16 protein-coding genes are annotated in these 15,516 nt (G+C 71.5%); 6 read left to right on the top strand and 10 right to left on the bottom strand.

Annotated elements, in window-relative coordinates; translation table 11 throughout:
* Window position 1: 1 nt before the first annotated feature.
* Both MTQ12_RS05285 and MTQ12_RS05290 read right to left on the bottom strand, forming a co-directional pair.
* Window positions 2-1,600: an ABC-F family ATP-binding cassette domain-containing protein gene (locus tag MTQ12_RS05285; RefSeq protein ID WP_247424759.1), complete on the bottom strand. Its 1,599-nt coding sequence runs from the start codon at window positions 1,598-1,600 to the stop codon at window positions 2-4.
* Window positions 1,597-2,289, bottom strand: a complete 693-nt coding sequence (locus MTQ12_RS05290; RefSeq protein WP_137319744.1) for a ribonuclease H — start codon at window positions 2,287-2,289, stop codon at window positions 1,597-1,599. The genes MTQ12_RS05285 and MTQ12_RS05290 overlap by 4 nt, the downstream gene beginning before the upstream one ends.
* 58 nt (window positions 2,290-2,347) lie before the next feature.
* On the opposite strand from MTQ12_RS05290, the gene MTQ12_RS05295 reads away from it, so the two are divergent.
* On the top strand, window positions 2,348-3,265 hold the full coding sequence (locus MTQ12_RS05295; RefSeq protein ID WP_247424761.1) for a neutral zinc metallopeptidase: 918 nt from the start codon (window positions 2,348-2,350) through the stop codon (window positions 3,263-3,265).
* Window positions 3,266-3,293: 28 nt separating this feature from the next.
* Window positions 3,294-4,298 (top strand): DUF1731 domain-containing protein, encoded by a 1,005-nt coding sequence (locus MTQ12_RS05300; protein ID WP_247424763.1) that lies wholly within the window; start codon window positions 3,294-3,296, stop codon window positions 4,296-4,298.
* Between the two features lie 28 nt (window positions 4,299-4,326).
* On the opposite strand, the gene MTQ12_RS05305 is transcribed toward MTQ12_RS05300, so the two are convergent.
* The 8 genes from MTQ12_RS05305 to MTQ12_RS05340 are packed head-to-tail and all read right to left on the bottom strand — an operon-like array spanning window position 4,327 to window position 10,854.
* Entirely contained in the window at window positions 4,327-4,662 is a 336-nt protein-coding gene (locus tag MTQ12_RS05305; RefSeq protein ID WP_137319746.1) for a metal-sulfur cluster assembly factor, read from the bottom strand.
* Entirely contained in the window at window positions 4,655-5,137 is a 483-nt protein-coding gene (sufU, locus tag MTQ12_RS05310; protein ID WP_137319747.1) for a Fe-S cluster assembly sulfur transfer protein SufU, read from the bottom strand. The genes MTQ12_RS05305 and sufU overlap by 8 nt, the downstream gene beginning before the upstream one ends.
* Window positions 5,134-6,405 carry a SufS family cysteine desulfurase gene (locus MTQ12_RS05315; RefSeq protein WP_247424765.1) on the bottom strand — a complete coding sequence of 424 codons (1,272 nt, stop codon included), beginning with the start codon at window positions 6,403-6,405 and terminating at the stop codon, window positions 5,134-5,136. The genes sufU and MTQ12_RS05315 overlap by 4 nt, the downstream gene beginning before the upstream one ends.
* Window positions 6,405-7,163, bottom strand: a complete 759-nt coding sequence (sufC, locus tag MTQ12_RS05320; protein ID WP_247424767.1) for a Fe-S cluster assembly ATPase SufC — start codon at window positions 7,161-7,163, stop codon at window positions 6,405-6,407. Before sufC ends, MTQ12_RS05315 begins: the two co-directional genes overlap by 1 nt.
* An 8-nt stretch (window positions 7,164-7,171) precedes the next feature.
* Window positions 7,172-7,495 (bottom strand): non-heme iron oxygenase ferredoxin subunit, encoded by a 324-nt coding sequence (locus MTQ12_RS05325; protein WP_137319750.1) that lies wholly within the window; start codon window positions 7,493-7,495, stop codon window positions 7,172-7,174.
* Window positions 7,492-8,643 (bottom strand): Fe-S cluster assembly protein SufD, encoded by a 1,152-nt coding sequence (gene sufD / locus MTQ12_RS05330; protein WP_247424769.1) that lies wholly within the window; start codon window positions 8,641-8,643, stop codon window positions 7,492-7,494. Before sufD ends, MTQ12_RS05325 begins: the two co-directional genes overlap by 4 nt.
* A gap of 52 nt (window positions 8,644-8,695) precedes the next feature.
* Window positions 8,696-10,132, bottom strand: a complete 1,437-nt coding sequence (sufB, locus tag MTQ12_RS05335) for a Fe-S cluster assembly protein SufB (protein WP_295688735.1) — start codon at window positions 10,130-10,132, stop codon at window positions 8,696-8,698.
* Entirely contained in the window at window positions 10,129-10,854 is a 726-nt protein-coding gene (locus MTQ12_RS05340; RefSeq protein WP_247424771.1) for a helix-turn-helix domain-containing protein, read from the bottom strand. The genes sufB and MTQ12_RS05340 overlap by 4 nt, the downstream gene beginning before the upstream one ends.
* A 159-nt stretch (window positions 10,855-11,013) precedes the next feature.
* Between MTQ12_RS05340 and MTQ12_RS05345 the strand changes: the two genes are divergently transcribed.
* The 4 genes from MTQ12_RS05345 to MTQ12_RS05360 all read left to right on the top strand — a co-directional run bounded on the left by MTQ12_RS05345 (window position 11,014) and on the right by MTQ12_RS05360 (window position 15,516).
* A complete protein-coding gene (locus MTQ12_RS05345) occupies window positions 11,014-11,931 on the top strand; it encodes an ABC transporter ATP-binding protein (RefSeq protein ID WP_137319753.1) in 918 nt (305 codons plus the stop codon).
* Window positions 11,928-12,704 (top strand): ABC transporter permease, encoded by a 777-nt coding sequence (locus MTQ12_RS05350; RefSeq protein ID WP_247424773.1) that lies wholly within the window; start codon window positions 11,928-11,930, stop codon window positions 12,702-12,704. Before MTQ12_RS05345 ends, MTQ12_RS05350 begins: the two co-directional genes overlap by 4 nt.
* 10 nt (window positions 12,705-12,714) lie before the next feature.
* Window positions 12,715-13,686, top strand: a complete 972-nt coding sequence (locus MTQ12_RS05355) for a COX15/CtaA family protein (RefSeq protein ID WP_247424777.1) — start codon at window positions 12,715-12,717, stop codon at window positions 13,684-13,686.
* Between the two features lie 96 nt (window positions 13,687-13,782).
* The gene (locus tag MTQ12_RS05360; RefSeq protein WP_137319756.1) at window positions 13,783-15,516 is read left to right on the top strand and encodes an ABC transporter ATP-binding protein; all 1,734 of its coding nucleotides are present in this window, start codon (window positions 13,783-13,785) and stop codon (window positions 15,514-15,516) included.

Raw genomic sequence — 15,516 nt, forward strand, 5'->3', positions numbered from 1 at the left:
TTCAGGCGAGGCTGACGAGGTCGAGGTAGGTCTCGCCCCAGAGGTCCTCGTCGCCGTCGGGCAGGAGGAGCACGCGGTCGGGATCGAGCGCGGCGACCGCGCCCTCGTCGTGGGTGACGAGGACGATCGCGCCCTCGTAGCGGCGGATCGCCGACAGGATCTCCTCGCGGCTGGCCGGGTCGAGGTTGTTCGTCGGCTCGTCGAGGAGCAGCACGTTCGCGCTCGACACGACGAGCGTCGCGAGCGCGAGCCGGGTCTTCTCTCCGCCGGACAGCACTCCGGCCGGCTTGTGGACGTCATCGCCGGAGAACAGGAACGAGCCGAGCACGGAGCGCGCGGCGGTGTCGTCGAGGTGCGGCGAGCTGCGCTGCATGTTCTCGAGCACCGTCCGGTCGTGGTCGAGCGTCTCGTGCTCCTGCGCGTAGTAGCCGAGCTTGAGGCCGTGGCCGGGCACGACCTCCCCGGAGTCCGGCGCCTCGAGCCCGGCGAGGATCTTGAGCAGGGTGGTCTTGCCTGCGCCGTTGAACCCGAGCACGACGACCCGGGTGCCCTTGTCGATCGCGAGGTCGACGCCGGTGAACACCTCGGTCGAGCCGTAGGACTTGCTCAGTCCCTCCGCGGTGAGCGGCACGCGGCCGCAGGCGGCAGGGGCCGGGAACCGGAGGTGGGCGACCTTCTCCGCAGCCCGCTCCGCCTCGAGCCCGGAGAGCATCCGCTCGGCCCGCTTCGCCATGTTCTGCGCCGCGACGGTCTTCGTCGCCTTGGCGCGCATCTTGTCCGCCTGCGCGCTCAGCGCGGCGGCCTTCTTCTCGACGTTCGAGCGCTCGCGCCGGCGGCGCCGCTCATCGGCCTCACGCTGTTTGAGGTACTGGCGGTAGTTCATCGCGTAGATGTCGATGCACTGCCGGTTGGCGTCGAGGAAGAACACGCGGTTGACGACCTCGTCGATGAGATCGAGATCGTGGGAGATGATGACGAGCCCGCCGGCGTAGGTCTTGAGGTAGTCGCGCAGCCACAGCACCGACTCCGCGTCGAGGTGGTTCGTCGGCTCGTCGAGGATCATCGTGTCCGGGGCCGCGAACAGGATCCGGGCGAGCTCGACGCGGCGGCGCTGGCCGCCGGACAGCGTCTGCAGCTCTCGGGACAGCAGCTCCTCGTCGAGGCCGAGGTTCGCAGCGATCGCGAAGGCCTCGGACTCGGCCGCGTAGCCGCCGGCGGCGACGAACTCCGATTCGATCCGCGGGTAGCGGTCGATCGCCTTCGACATGACGTCGGGGTCCGGGTCGGACATCTGCTCCTCGGCCCTGCGCAGCCGCCGCACGAGCACGTCGAGCTCCCGGGCGGACAGGATCCGCTCCCGGCCCGAGGCCGTGGGGTCGCCCGAGCGCGGGTCCTGCGGCAGGTAGCCGACCGTTCCGGACCGGGTGACGGTCCCGGCGTTCGGGGCGAACTCGTCCATGAGGACCTTCGTCAGAGTGGTCTTGCCGGCGCCGTTGCGGCCCACGAGGCCCACCCTGTCGCCGGTGTCGACGCGGAAGGAGACATCGGTCATGAGAGTGCGCGAGCCCACGAGGACCTCGAGATCCGAGACGGCGATCATGCGTGCTTCCGTTCCATGCCGTGCTGGTCCTCCATGCCGTACTTCCGTTCCATGCCGAGTGCGATGAGCTCGGCGAGCTCGTCCTGAGGTCTGCGGGCGGCGGCCTGCGCGCGCTCGACGATCCGGTCGGCGAGCTCGGCGTCGAGCCGGCACGACACCGTCACCGGCGCGCGCTCGGGCTCCGGGTCCCGAGCAGGGACCTCCGCGTCACGAGCGGGGGCTCCCGGGCCGCTGAAGCCCGGGCCCGGGTCCACCGGCGTGCCCCGGCGATAGGCCTCCGCGGCCGCCCGGGCGCGGGCGTCGGCGGCGTCGTTGAGGCGGTGGCTGCTGTGGCCCTTGACCCATTCGAGCCGGATGTCGCGGTCGCGCAGCGCGGCGTCGAGCTCCTCCATCTGGTCGCGGTTGAGGACATCGCCGCCGTTGGCCTTCTTCCAGCCCTTGAGCTTCCACACCGGCATCCACTTCGTCACCGAGTTGATGACGTACTTCGAGTCGCAGAGCACGTGGAGCTGCTCGGAGGTGCCGGCGGTGGCGCGGAGCAGCTCGATGAGCGCCTGCAGCTCGCCGCGGTTGTTCGTCGCCTCCGGCCATCCCCCGGACCCCCACCGTTCGTCGTCGATGTACCAGGCCCAGCCGGCCGGTCCGGGGTTCCCCAGCGCCGAGCCGTCGACGGCGGCCGTGATCGTCACAGAGTGTCCTTTCGTGGGATGCGGATGGAATGCACCCGGACCACCCTATGCTATTGCCATGACGTTCAATCCCGGCAGCAGACTCGACACCTCGCAGGTGTCCAAGCGCGGCGGCGGTCGCTCGGGCGGGGGCCTCGGCGGCCCCGGCATCAAGATCGGCGGCGGGCTCGGCGGGCTCGTCATCATGGTGATCATGGCGCTCGTGTTCGGGCCCGAGGTCATCACCGGCGGTCAGGGCTTCACCGACAGCTCACAGGTCGACCGGCAGACCGCCGGGGACGACCTCGCGACGAAGTGCCGCACCGGCGAGGACGCCAACGAAGACGTCGAGTGCCGGGTCGTCGGCACGGTCAACAGCCTCAACCAGTACTGGCAGGAGGGGGTCCACGACCTCGGGGTCGCCTACCGCGCGCCGGGTGCGGTGCTCACCAGCGGCCAGTGGCAGACGGCGTGCGGCACGGGCAGCTCCGCGATGGGCCCGTTCTACTGCCCGGGCGACGAGACCGCGTACTTCGACGTCGCGTTCTTCGCCCAGCTCCGCGACCGGTTCGGCGCCGAGCAGGGGCCGCTGCCGGAAGAGTACGTCGTCGCCCACGAGTGGGGCCACCACATCCAGACACTCACCGGGGACATCCAGCGCACCCGCGACGGGCAGACCGGCCCGCAGTCGAACGCGGTCCGCCTCGAGCTCCAGGCCGACTGCTACGCCGGGGTATGGGCCGCGAACGCCGCAGTGACCCCGGATCCGAGCACGGGCGAGCCCTACCTGCAGCCGCTCACCACGGAGGACATCTCCGCTGCGCTGTCCGCGGCCGAGGCGATCGGCGACGACTCGATCATGGAGACCTCCGGCGGCCGGGTGATCCCGGAGAACTTCACCCACGGCTCCGCCGAGCAGCGGCAGACGTGGTTCCTCCGCGGCTACCGCGACGGCCGGCCGAGCGCCTGCAACACCTTCGCCGTCGACCGGGTGTGAGCCGCCGACAGCGCCGGGAGAGGAGACGATGAGCACCCTGCACACGGATACCCGCCCGATGCGCGTCGTCGTCGCCGGCGGCACCGGGGCGCTCGGCACTGCTCTCACCGGTGCGCTGCAGCGCGCCGGGGCCGAGGCGGTCGTCCTCACCCGGCGCCCCGCCGACTCCCCCGAGCTGCTCCGCCGCACCGGGCCCGGACTGCGGTTCCGGCAGTGGGACGGCCGGAGCGTCGGGGACTGGGCAGAGGAGCTCGCCCGTACCGGGGAGGAGCGCATCGGCGTCGTCAACCTCGCCGGGGCGCTCGTCGACACCCGGCCGACGCCCGCGGGCATCGCGCGCCTCCGCGATTCGCGCGTGCGTGCCACCGAAGCGCTCGTCGCGGCCTCGCAGGAGCAGGCGCCCGTCGAGGCGTGGGTGCAGGGATCGACGACCGCGATCTGGTCCGATGCCGAGGAGGCGCGGCTCGACGAGAGCTCGCCGCTGCCTGCGGGCGCGGCCGCCCTGCCGCAGATGACCGGGGTCGCCCGCCCGTGGGAGGAGGCGGCCGCCGGGGCGCATGCCCGGCGCACCACCGTGCTGCGGACCTCGATCGTCCTCCAGCACGACTCCCCCGCGCTCGATCGGCTGGCGCTGCTCGCCCGGGCGGGGCTCGGCGGGACGGTGGGGCGCGGTGATCAGTGGTTCTCGTGGATCCAGCTCGAGGACTGGTTGCGGATCGTGCTCGCCGCGCTCGGCCTGTGCGGACCGGAGCTGCCCGGCGGCATCCTCGTCGCCGCGGCACCGCACCCGGTCCGCAACGCCGAGCTCATGGCCCGGCTGCGGACGCGGCTCGCCCCACGGCTGCCGCTGCTCGCCCCGCACGGGTTCGGACTGTCGACCCCGGCGCCGGTGCTCCGGGCCGGAGCGGTGCTCCTCGCGACGGATCCCGCGCTCGGGCTCACCGGCCGGCATGCGACCAGCCGGGTGCTCGCCGAGGCGGGATTCCGGTTCGCGCACCCCGAGCTGCCCGGCGCGCTCGCAGCGGTGCTGTGAGCCGTGGTGCTGAGAGCGGTGGTGCTGCTCAGATGTTGAAGCCGAGGGCCCGCATCTGCTCGCGGCCGTCCTCGGTGATCTTCTCCGGGCCCCACGGCGGCATCCACACCCAGTTGAGGCGGTAGGCCGGGACGATCCCCTCGAGGACCTGCGCGACCTGGTCCTCGATGACGTCGGTGAGCGGGCAGGCGGCACTCGTCAGGGTCATCTCGATGACGGCGGTGCCGTCCTCCTCGACGGCGGTGCCGTAGACGAGGCCGAGGTCGACGATGTTGACGCCGAGCTCGGGGTCGACGACGTCCATGAGTGCCTCGAGGACCTCCTCGGGCACGGCGTTGGTGGGCTGGTCGATGACTTCAGGCATGGTCTCCTCCTGCGGCGTGGGCCTGGGCGAGTGCGTCCTTGAGTGCCATCCAGGACAGCAGGGCGCATTTGATTCGGGCGGGGAACTTCGAGACCCCCTGGAAGGCGGCGGCATCGCCGAGGACGTCCTCGTCGGCCTCCCCCTGTCCGCGGGAGTGCATGAGAGTGTGGAAGGCGGCCTCGGCGGCGGCGAACCCCTCCGGTCCGGTGTCCTCGGCGATCTCGGTCAGGACCGAGGCCGAGGCCATCGAGATCGAGCAGCCCTGGCCGTCCCAGCGCACGGTGAGCGCGCCGGTGCCGGGGTCGATCTCCGCCTCCACGGTGATCTCGTCCCCGCACGTCGGGTTGACCTGGTGCGAGGAGCCGAACTGCGGGGAGCGGTCGATCCCGGTCCCGCCGAGCAGCGGCCGGTTGCCGTAGCGCTGCTTGGCGTGGTCGAGGATGACCTGCTGGTAGAGCTGCTGGAGATCGCTCATGACACTCCGAAGAAGGGGCGGACGCCGGCGAGGGCGGTGAGGAACCGCTCGCAGTCCTCGGCCGTGGTGTAGACCGAGGCGCTCGCGCGGGTGGTGGCGGTGAGCCCGTAGCGGCGGTGGAGCGGCTGTGCGCAGTGGTGGCCCACCCGCACCGCGATCCCCGCGTCGTCGAGCACCTGACCGACATCGTGGGCGTGGACGCCCTCGACGTCGAAGGCGACGGAGGCGATCCGCGCCGCCGAGGCGTCCGGGCCGATCCGGCGCACGCCGGGCACCCGGTCGATTCCCTCGACGAGGATCCCGGCGATCTCGGCCTCGTGCGCGGCAACATCGGCCATCCCTGTCTCGGAGAGGTAGCCCACGGCCGCACCGAGCCCGGCGACCTGCGCGACCGGCTGGGTGCCGGCCTCGAAGCGCTGCGGGGCCGGCATGAACTCCGCGGACTCCATGTCGACGGTGGTGATCATCGAGCCGCCGGTGAGGACCGGGGGCAGGGTGTCGAGGAGCTCGGCGCGCCCGTAGAGCACGCCGATCCCGGTAGGTCCGAGCATCTTGTGCCCGGAGAAGGCCGCGAAGTCGACGTCGAGCGCGGCGAGGTCGACGGGCAGGTGGGGCACCGACTGGCAGGCGTCGAGCACGGTGAGCGCCCCGACCTCGCGGGCCCGGGCGACGAGCCGCTCGACGGGGTTGATCGTGCCGAGGACGTTCGAGGCGTGGGTGAAGGCGAGGACCTTCGTCGTGGTGTCGACGATCTCCTCGAGATCCCCCAGCTCGAGGTGCCCGTCGTCGGTGAGCGGCAGGTGGCGCAGGCGCGCACCGGTGAGGCGGGCGAGCTGCTGCCACGGGATGAGGTTCGCGTGGTGCTCCATCTCGGTGACGACGATCGAGTCCCCGGGGCCGATCCGGTACCGCTGCGCCTCCGGACCGCCGAGGTCGGCCGCGGCGTGCGCGAGGCCGAGCGCGACGACGTTGAGCGCCTCGGTGGCGTTCTTCGTCCACACGATCTCGCGGATCCCGGCGCCGACGAAGTCCGCGACCGCCGCGCGCCCGGACTCGAACGCATCGGTGGCCTCCACCGCGAGGCTGTGCGCCCCGCGGTGGACGGCGGAGTTGCGGTGCGCGTAGAAGTCGAGCTCGGCGTCGATGACGCACTGCGGCTTCTGCGCGGTGGCCCCGGAGTCCAGGTACACCAGCGGCGACCCCCCGACCTCGCGGGCGAGGATCGGGAAGTCGTTGCGGATGCGCTGCACCTCGGCGGCCGAGAGCATCAGGCTCCCACGCCAAGGAAGCGGTCGTAGCCCTCGTTCTCGAGGCGCTCGGCGAGCTCGGCGCCGCCCTCCTCGGCGATCCGGCCGTTGACCATGACGTGGACGTAGTCGGGCTGGATGTAGCGCAGGATGCGGGTGTAGTGGGTGATGAGGAGGACGCCGACGTCGGTCTTCTCCTTGACCCGGTTGACCCCCTCGGACACGATCCGCAGCGCGTCGACGTCGAGGCCGGAGTCGGTCTCGTCGAGGATCGCGAAACGCGGCTTGAGGAGCTCCATCTGGAGGATCTCGTGGCGCTTCTTCTCACCGCCGGAGAAGCCCTCGTTGACGTTGCGCGAGGCGAACGCGGGGTCGACGCGGAGGTTCTTCATCGCCTCGGAGAGGTCCTTGGTCCAGGTGCGGAGCTTCGGCGCCTCGCCGTCGATCGCGGTCTTCGCGGTGCGCAGGAAGTTCGTCACGGTGACGCCGGGGACCTCGACGGGGTACTGCATGGCGAGGAACAGGCCGGCCTTGGCGCGCTCGTCGACGCTCATCTCGAGGATGTCCTCGCCGTCGATCGCGGCGGTGCCGGAGGTCACGGTGTAGCCGGGGTGGCCGGCCAGCGCGTAGGCCAGCGTCGACTTCCCGGAGCCGTTCGGGCCCATGATCGCGTGGGTCTCGGTGGAGTTGATGTCGAGGTTGACGCCGCGCAGGATCTCCTTGGCACCGGCGTCGGTCTCGACGCTGACGTGGAGGTCGCGGATGGAGAGAGTGGACATGGGTTTCCTTACTGTTCAGGACTGGTGGGGTCGACGTAGATCATGCCGTCGCGCTCGCTGCACGGGTAGACGGCGACCGGCTCGAAGGCCGGCGGAGTGAGCGGCCTGCCGGTGGTGAGGTCGAAGGCGGAGCCATGGAGCCAGCACTCGATCGAGCAGCCGGACACCTCCCCCTCGGCGAGGGACACCTCGCCGTGGGTGCACAGGTCGTCGATCGCGTGCACGGCGCCGTCGTCGGTCCGGGCGATGCAGATCTCCCGGCCCTCGAGGACGACGCGGATCGCGTCGCCGGGGTCGACGGCGCTCGCGGCGCAGGCGGCGAGCTCGCTCACATCATGCTCCGGGAGAGCTCGTCCTCGATCCTTGCGGACAGGACCTCTTCGATCGCGGGCACGCGGATCTGTCCGATGACCTCGTGGAAGAAGCCGCGGACCACGAGCCGACGGGCCTCGACCTCGTCGATGCCGCGGCTCATGAGGTAGAACAGGTGCTCCTCGTCGAAGCGGCCGGTCGAGGACGCGTGGCCTGCGCCCTCGATGTCGCCGGTCTCGATCTCGAGGTTCGGCACGGAGTCCGCCCGGGCGCCCTCGGTGAGGACGAGGTTGCGGTTGAGCTCGTAGGTGTTGATGCCGATCGCCTCGGGGCGGATCAGCACGTCGCCGATCCACACGCTGCGCGCATCGGTGCCCTGCAGTGCACCCTTGTACATGACGTCGGACACCGCCTGCGGCGTGTTGTGGTCGATGTACGTGCGGTGCTCGAGGTGCTGGCCGGCGTCGGCGAAGTAGAGGCCGAGGAGCTGCGCCTCTCCCCCGGGCCCGTCGTAGCGGACGTTGGAGTTGAGCCGCACGATGTCGCCGCCGAGCGAGATTGCGATGTGCTTGTACTGCGCGTCCTTGCCGACGATCGCGTCGTGCTGGCCGAGGTGGGCCGAGCCGTCCTCCCACAGCTGCAGCGACACGAAGGTCAGCTGCGCGCCGGCCCCGACGACGATCGAGACGAGCTCGGAGTACTGTGCGGCGCCCTCGTGCTCGACGACGATCGTCGCGCGCGCGTTGTCGCCGACGGTGAGGAGGATGTGGCCGTGCACCGGGTCGGTCCCGGCGCCGTCGGCGTGGACGACGACGGCCTCGGGCACCTCGGCGCCGGCCTCGACCGCGTAGTGGCGGATCCCGCCGGAGCGGGCCGCGGCGATCGCGGCCGGGCGGTCCTCGGGCTCCATGATGCCCTGGGCGCGGGCGGTGTCGAGGTCGATGGTCTCCACCGACACACCGGCGGGGAGCTCCTCGGTGAAGCGCAGCTCGGCGCCGGTGCCGGCGTCCTCGAGCAGCGGCGCGAGTCGGCGGACCGGGGTGAACCGCCATTCCTCCTCGCGGCCGGTGACCTGCGGGAAATCGGCGACGTCGAAGCTCCGGGTGCGCTCGCTGCGCGAGGCGACGGGTACCTGGACCTCGGCAGCGCTCTGCACGGTGTCTGTCATGTGTGTTCTGTCTCCTTCGTGGACGGGGTGGGGCCGGGCGCGGACGGCCGGCTCAGCCCACCGCGCCTTCCATCTGCAGTTCGATGAGCCGGTTGAGCTCGAGGGCGTACTCCATCGGGAGCTCGCGGGCGATCGGCTCGATGAAGCCGCGCACGATCATCGCCATCGCCTCGGTCTCCTCGAGGCCGCGGCTCATGAGGTAGAACAGCTGGTCGGCGCTCACCTTCGACACCGTCGCCTCGTGTCCGAGCGATACGTCGTCCTCGCGGATGTCGATGTAGGGGTAGGTGTCGGAGCGGGAGATGTTGTCGACGAGCAGGGCGTCGCACAGCACGGTGTTCGACGCGCCCTTGGCTCCCGGGTGGACGTGGACGAGACCGCGGTAGCCGGCCCGTCCCCCGTTGCGGGCGACCGACTTCGACACGATCGAGGAGTGAGTGTTCGGTGCGGCGTGGACCATCTTGGCCCCGGTGTCCTGGTGCTGGCCGGTCCCGGCGAAGGCCACGGACAGGGTCTCCCCGCGCGCGTGCTCGCCGGTCATCCAGATCGCCGGGTACTTCATGGTGACCTTCGAGCCGATGTTGCCGTCGACCCATTCCATGGTCGCGCCGGACTCCGCGATCGCACGCTTCGTCACGAGGTTGTACACGTTGTTCGACCAGTTCTGGATGGTCGTGTAGCGCACGCGGGCGTCCTTCTTCGCGATGATCTCGACGACCGCCGAGTGGAGCGAGTCGGACTTGTAGATCGGCGCGGTGCAGCCCTCGACGTAGTGCACGTAGGAGCCCTCGTCGGCGATGATGAGCGTGCGCTCGAACTGGCCCATGTTCTCGGTGTTGATGCGGAAGTAGGCCTGGAGCGGGATCTCCACGTGGACGCCCTTGGGGACGTAGATGAAGGAGCCGCCGGACCACACCGCGGTGTTGAGCGCGGAGAACTTGTTGTCGCCCGAGGGGATGACGGTGCCGAAGTACTCCTCGAACAGCTCGGGGTGCTCCTTGAGAGCGGTGTCGGTGTCGAGGAAGATCACGCCCTGGCGCTCGAGCTCCTCGTTGATCTTGTGGTAGACGACCTCGGACTCGTACTGCGCGGCCACGCCGGCGACGAGCCGCTGCTTCTCCGCCTCCGGGATGCCGAGCCGGTCGTAGGTGTTCTTGATGTCCTCGGGGAGGTCCTCCCAGGACTGCGCCTGACCCTCGGTCGAGCGCACGAAGTACTTGATGTCGTCGAAGTCGATCCCGGTGAGGTCGGCGCCCCAGCTGGGCATCGGCTTCTTCTCGAACAGCTTGAGCGCCTTGAGGCGGCGCTGGAGCATCCACTCCGGCTCCTCCTTGAGGGCGGAGATGTTGCGCACCACGTCCTCGCTCAGGCCGCGCTGCGCCGCGGCGCCGGCGTCGTTCGAGTCGTGCCAGCCGTAGGCGTAGTTGCCGATGTCCTTGAGCTCGGGGTTCGCTTCGAGGATCGGATTGGTCTCGGTGGTATCGGTCACCGTGAGCCTCCTTGGTTGCGGTCGGTCTGGTCGATCAACGGGCGGTTGAGGACCGAGGTCGGGATGTGCGTGGTGCAGACGTGGTCGCCGTTGGCCAGGGTGGACAGGCGGCGGACGTCGACGTCGAGGTGCTCGGCGAACAGCTGGAGCTCCGCCTCGCAGAACTCCGGGTACTCCTTCGCGACGTGCTGGATCGGGCAGTGGCCCTGGCACAGCTGGATCGCCTCGAGCGGGGTGCCCACGGCGACCGGCGAGGCCGAGGCCGCGAAGCCCTCCGCGGACAGCGCGGCGGCGAGCTGCCGGGCCCGGCCGACGACGGTCGGCCCGGGGCGCTCGGTGCGCGCCCGCAGGCGCTGCCCGAGCTCCGCGACGTGCTCGGCGGCGAACTCGGCGACCGCCTCGCGGCCGGAGCGCCGCTCGACGAAGCCGAGGACGTCGACGGCGAGGCCGTCGTAGGTGTGGCTGATCAGCTCGTGGCCCTGCGCGGTGACGACGTACTGCCGGGCGGGCCGCCCCCGGCCGGCCCGGGTCCCGGCGAGCCGGCGGACCTCGATGAGGCCGTCGGTCTCGAGGGCGTCGAAGTGGCGGCGGATCGCCGCGGCGGTGAGGTCCATGACCTTCGCCACGCCGGAGGCGCTCACCGGACCGAGATCGAGCACCGCGCCGAGCACCCGCTGGCGGGTGCGGGCGTCCTCGGACCGGGCGATGGCATGCGATGACATGGTTCTCCTTCCGGGTGCCGAGGGTGGTGCTCTGCGTTATACAAGACAATTGTTGCGTAATCTATTCCACTGTAAACGAAGGCGAGCCTAAGCCCCGGTCGCGGACCCGTCGCGGCCCGGGCGCTCCCCGGAGCGGGGCCACGCGTACACTGGTCGACCGTGACGACCGCACCCCTGAGCCTGACCGGGCTCGGCTTCGACTACCGGGCCCGGCCCGCGCTCGAATCGATCTCGCTCACCGCCGACGCCGGGCGCGTCCACGCGGTGCTCGGCCCCAACGGCGCCGGCAAGTCGACGACGATCGCCTGCGCGGTGGGCCTCCTGCGCCCGGCGCGCGGCACGGTCCGGATCTTCGGGGCCGACCCCGTGGCCGAGCACACCCGCACCGCCGGGCTCACCGGGGTCATGCTCCAGGACGGCGGGCTGCCCATGGCCGCGCGGCCGCTCGCGGTCCTCACCCACCTCGCCCGGATGTACGCGGACCCGCTCGATGTCACAGCGCTCGCCGAGCGGCTCGGGATCACCGGCTTCGCCGACCGCACCATCCGCCGGCTGTCCGGCGGGCAGCGCCAGCGGGTCGGGCTCGCCGCCGCGCTCGTCGGCCGTCCGCGCCTCGTGTTCCTCGACGAGCCCACTGCTGGCCTCGACCCGCAGGCGTCCCTCGTCGTGCACGAGGTCATCGGCGAGCTCCGCGCCGACGGCGTGGCCGTCGTCCTCACCACCCACGACATGGCCGATGCGCAGGCGCTCGCCGACACCGTGACGATCATCGACCACGGTCGGGTCATCGCCCAGGGCACACCGGCCGAGCTCACCGCCGCCGCCGACGGCGCGCACAGCCTGCGGATGCGCCTGCCCGGCGACGCCCCGGCCGGGCTCGCCGCCGCGCTCGAGGCGTTCGGCACCGTCACCGTCCACGGCCCCGTGCTCACCGTGTCCGGCGACATCGGCCCGGCCGCGCTCGCCGGCCTCACCGCGGAGCTCGCCGCCCGTGGGGTGCGGGTCGACGACCTCTCCCTGCACGGGCGCACCCTCGGCGACGTGTTCCTCGAGCTCACCGGCAGGAGCCTGCGATGACGGAGCCCGCGACGACACCCTCCTCCCCGGCCTCCCCGGCCTCCCGGCGCATCCTCGCGCAGGCCGGGTTCGAGGCGCGTTCGATCCTCCGCAACGGCGAGCAGCTCCTCCTCTCCCTCGTGCTCCCGATCATCGTGCTCCTCGGGCTGTCCCTCACCGGGATCCTCGACGTGCTCGGCCTCGGCATCGGCGGCCACTCCCCCGTCGCCGTCGCGACCTCCGGGGTGCTCGGCCTCGCGATCGCCTCGACTGCCTTCACCGGGCAGGCGATCTCCACGGGGTTCGACCGCCGCTACGGTGTGCTCCGCCAGCTCGCCACCACCCCGCTCGGCACCACGGGCCTGATCTGGGGCAAGCTGCTCGCCGTGCTCCTCGTCGTCGCCGTCCAGTTCGCGCTGCTCGGCGGCATCGCCCTCGTCCTCGGCATCACCGCCCCGGTCGCCCACCTCGCCGTCGTCGTCGCCGGACTGCTCGGGACGGCGGTCATGCTCACCTGGGGGCTCGTGCTCGCCGGGACCCTGCGCGCAGAGGCGACGCTCGCGCTCGCCAACCTCCTGTGGGTGCTCATGGCCTCGGTCGGCGGGCTCGTCGTCGCTCACGACGGGCTGTGGGGCCGGCTCGTGTCGTGGACGCCCTCGGGGGCGCTCGGCGATGCCATGCGCAGCGCGGTGCTCGACGGCGCGATCGACCTGCGCGCCTGTGCGGTGATGCTCGCCTGGACGCTCCTCGGGCTGCTCGCGGCCCGCCGCTTCTTCGACTTCGACGGACGGTAGAATGGCCCGCATGACGACCCCCGCAGCCCCCGCACCGCCCGCCGGCTCCCGCTGGCAGCCCGCCACCGTCACCCGGCTCGTGAGCGCCGCGGCGTGGACGATGCTGTTCGCCCAGTCGGCGATCATCGTCACCGGTGCGCTCGTGCGGCTCACCGGCTCCGGGCTCGGCTGTCCGACCTGGCCGATGTGCACCGACGAGTCCCTCGTCAACACCCCGGAGATGGGCATCCACGGCTACATCGAGTTCGGCAACCGGCTGCTCGGGGTCGCGCTCGGACTGCTCGGCGTCGCGATCCTCGTCCTCCTGTGGCGCCTCCGCAGGACCCGCCCCGACCTCTTCTGGCTGACGTTCTGGCTCACCGCCGTGGTGCCCTTCCAGGCGCTCCTCGGCGGCCTCACCGTGCGCACCCATCTCAACCCGTGGATCGTCGCCGCCCACTTCATCCCCTCGGCGATCGCCGTCGGCGCGTCGGCCTACCTCGTGCGCCGCACCGCGGACTCCGGCCGGGACCCCCGGCCGCTCGGCACCCCGCTGCTGCGCGGCCTGTGCTGGGCGATCGGCGGACTCATGGTCGTCGTCGTGCTCCTCGGCGTCCTCGTCACCGGGGCCGGCCCGCACGCCGGGGACGTCATCAGTGCACGCAACGGCCTCGACACGGTGATGATCTCCCGCCTCCACGCGATCCCGGTCTGGCTGCTCATCGGCGCGACGGTCCTCGCCCGCATCCTGTCCGCGCGGCAGGGGCTGAGCGAGCTGTCCCGTGCGCTCACCGTGCTCCTCCTCGTCGAGGCGGCGCAGGGCGCGATCGGCTACTTCCAGTACTTCACCGGCCTGCCGATCGCCGCCGTCGCCCTCCACCTCGTGGGCGCCTGCCTCGTCATCGCCGCGACCGTCGCCGTCGTCGACGCCTGCTACCGCCGTGCGCCGCTGCCGGCCACCGCCGTCCCGGACTCCCCGCAGGCGGTCCACCAGACGGTGTGACCGCAGCCGGCCCGCCACCGCCGCTGTGAGCCATCCCATGCCCTACCTGGGTGCCACCGGTGAGCGCACGACGGCGCGGTCTGCTTGAATGTCCGGGTGCCTCTCCTCGCGCTCCTGAACAGATACCTCCTCGACTACCGCGGGCTCCTCCTCGGCGTCGTCGTGTTCCAGGCACTCCAGTCCTTCGGCCTGCTCCTCATCCCCACGCTCAATGCGCGGATGATCGACGAGGGCGTCGCCCGCGGCGACGTGCCGACGGTGTGGGCCTACGGCGGCTGGATGGTCGTCGTCGCCGTCCTCCAGCTCGGGTGCAACGGGATCGCGATCTACTGCGGCGCGAAGTGCGCGATGTCCGCTGCCCGCGACCTCCGCCGCGACGTCTTCCACCACGTCGTCGACATGGGCCACCAGGACGTCTCCCGCTTCTCCGCCGCCGGCCTCATCACCCGCAACACCAATGACATCCGACAGGTCCAGCAGTTCATCGTGCTCAGCGCGACGATGCTCGTCATGGCACCGCTCATGGCGCTCGGCGGGATCGTCATGGCCCTCGCCGAGAGCTTCCGCCTGTCGTGGATCGTCGTCGTCACCGTCGTCGTGCTCGGCGTCGTCATGGCGTTCATCGTCTCCCGCATGGTCCCCTCGTTCGCCGTCATGCAGGAGCGCATCGATGCCCTCAACTCCGTCACCCGCCAGCAGCTCACCGGGATCCGGGTCATCCGCGCCTTCGTCCGCGAGCCGGCCGAGGCGCAGCGCTTCGGGGAGGCCAACCTCGCGGTCACCGATGCCAACCTCCGGGTGGGCCGGCTGTTCGCGCTGATGTTCCCGCTCGTGATGTTCATCATCGGCGCGGCCTCGGCCGCCGTCGTGTGGTTCGGCGCGTTCGAGGTGCAGGGGGGCATGCTCGGGGTCGGCACCCTCATGGCCTTCATCCAGTACCTCCTCATGATCCTCATGGGCGTGATGATCGCCTCGTTCATGGCGATGATGATCCCGCGCGCCGCGGTCTCCGCCGGCCGCATCCTCGACGTCGTCGACTCCCCGGTGACGATCGACTTCTCCGGCACCCGGACCGACACCCCGGCGCCCGGCGAGGTCGAGCTGTCCGGGGTCGAGTACCGCTATCCCGGCGCCGAGGAGACGGTCCTCAGCGGTATCGACGTGCGGGTCCCGGCCGGGTCGACCCTCGCGATCGTCGGGGCCACGGGTTCGGGCAAGACCACCCTCGCCTCCCTCGTCGTGCGCCTCATCGACGCCGACGCCGGCACGGTGCGGATCGGCGGCACGGACATCCGCGCACTCGCTCCCGCTGTGCTCCACGCGCAGACCGGCTTCGTCCCGCAGCAGGCGTACCTGTTCTCCGGCACGATCGCCGACACCCTGCGCTTCGCCGCCCCCGGGGCGAGCGAGGAGGAGATGTGGGCGGCCCTCGACACCGCCCAGGCGGACTTCGTCCGCGAGCTCCCCGAGGGGCTCGACCACGAGCTCACCCAGGGCGGCACCAACCTGTCCGGCGGCCAGCGCCAGCGGATCGCGATCGCCCGCGCGCTCGTCGGGCGACCTCGGATCCTCGTCTTCGACGATTCCTTCTCCGCCCTCGACACCGCGACCGACAAGGCGCTGCGCGCCGCGCTCGCCCGGGACGTCGACGCGACGATGATCATCGTCGCCCAGCGGATCGCGACCGCCCGCGACGCCGACGCCATCCTCGTCCTCGACGAGGGCCGGATCGTCGGCCTCGGCACCCATGATGAGCTCGCGGAGTCGAACCCGGTGTACCGGGAGATCATCGATTCGCAGGCCGCCGCCGCGACCGGAGAGGGGGTCTGA

This window comes from Brevibacterium sp. R8603A2, assembly GCF_023072605.1.
Taxonomy (GTDB): domain Bacteria; phylum Actinomycetota; class Actinomycetes; order Actinomycetales; family Brevibacteriaceae; genus Brevibacterium; species Brevibacterium pityocampae.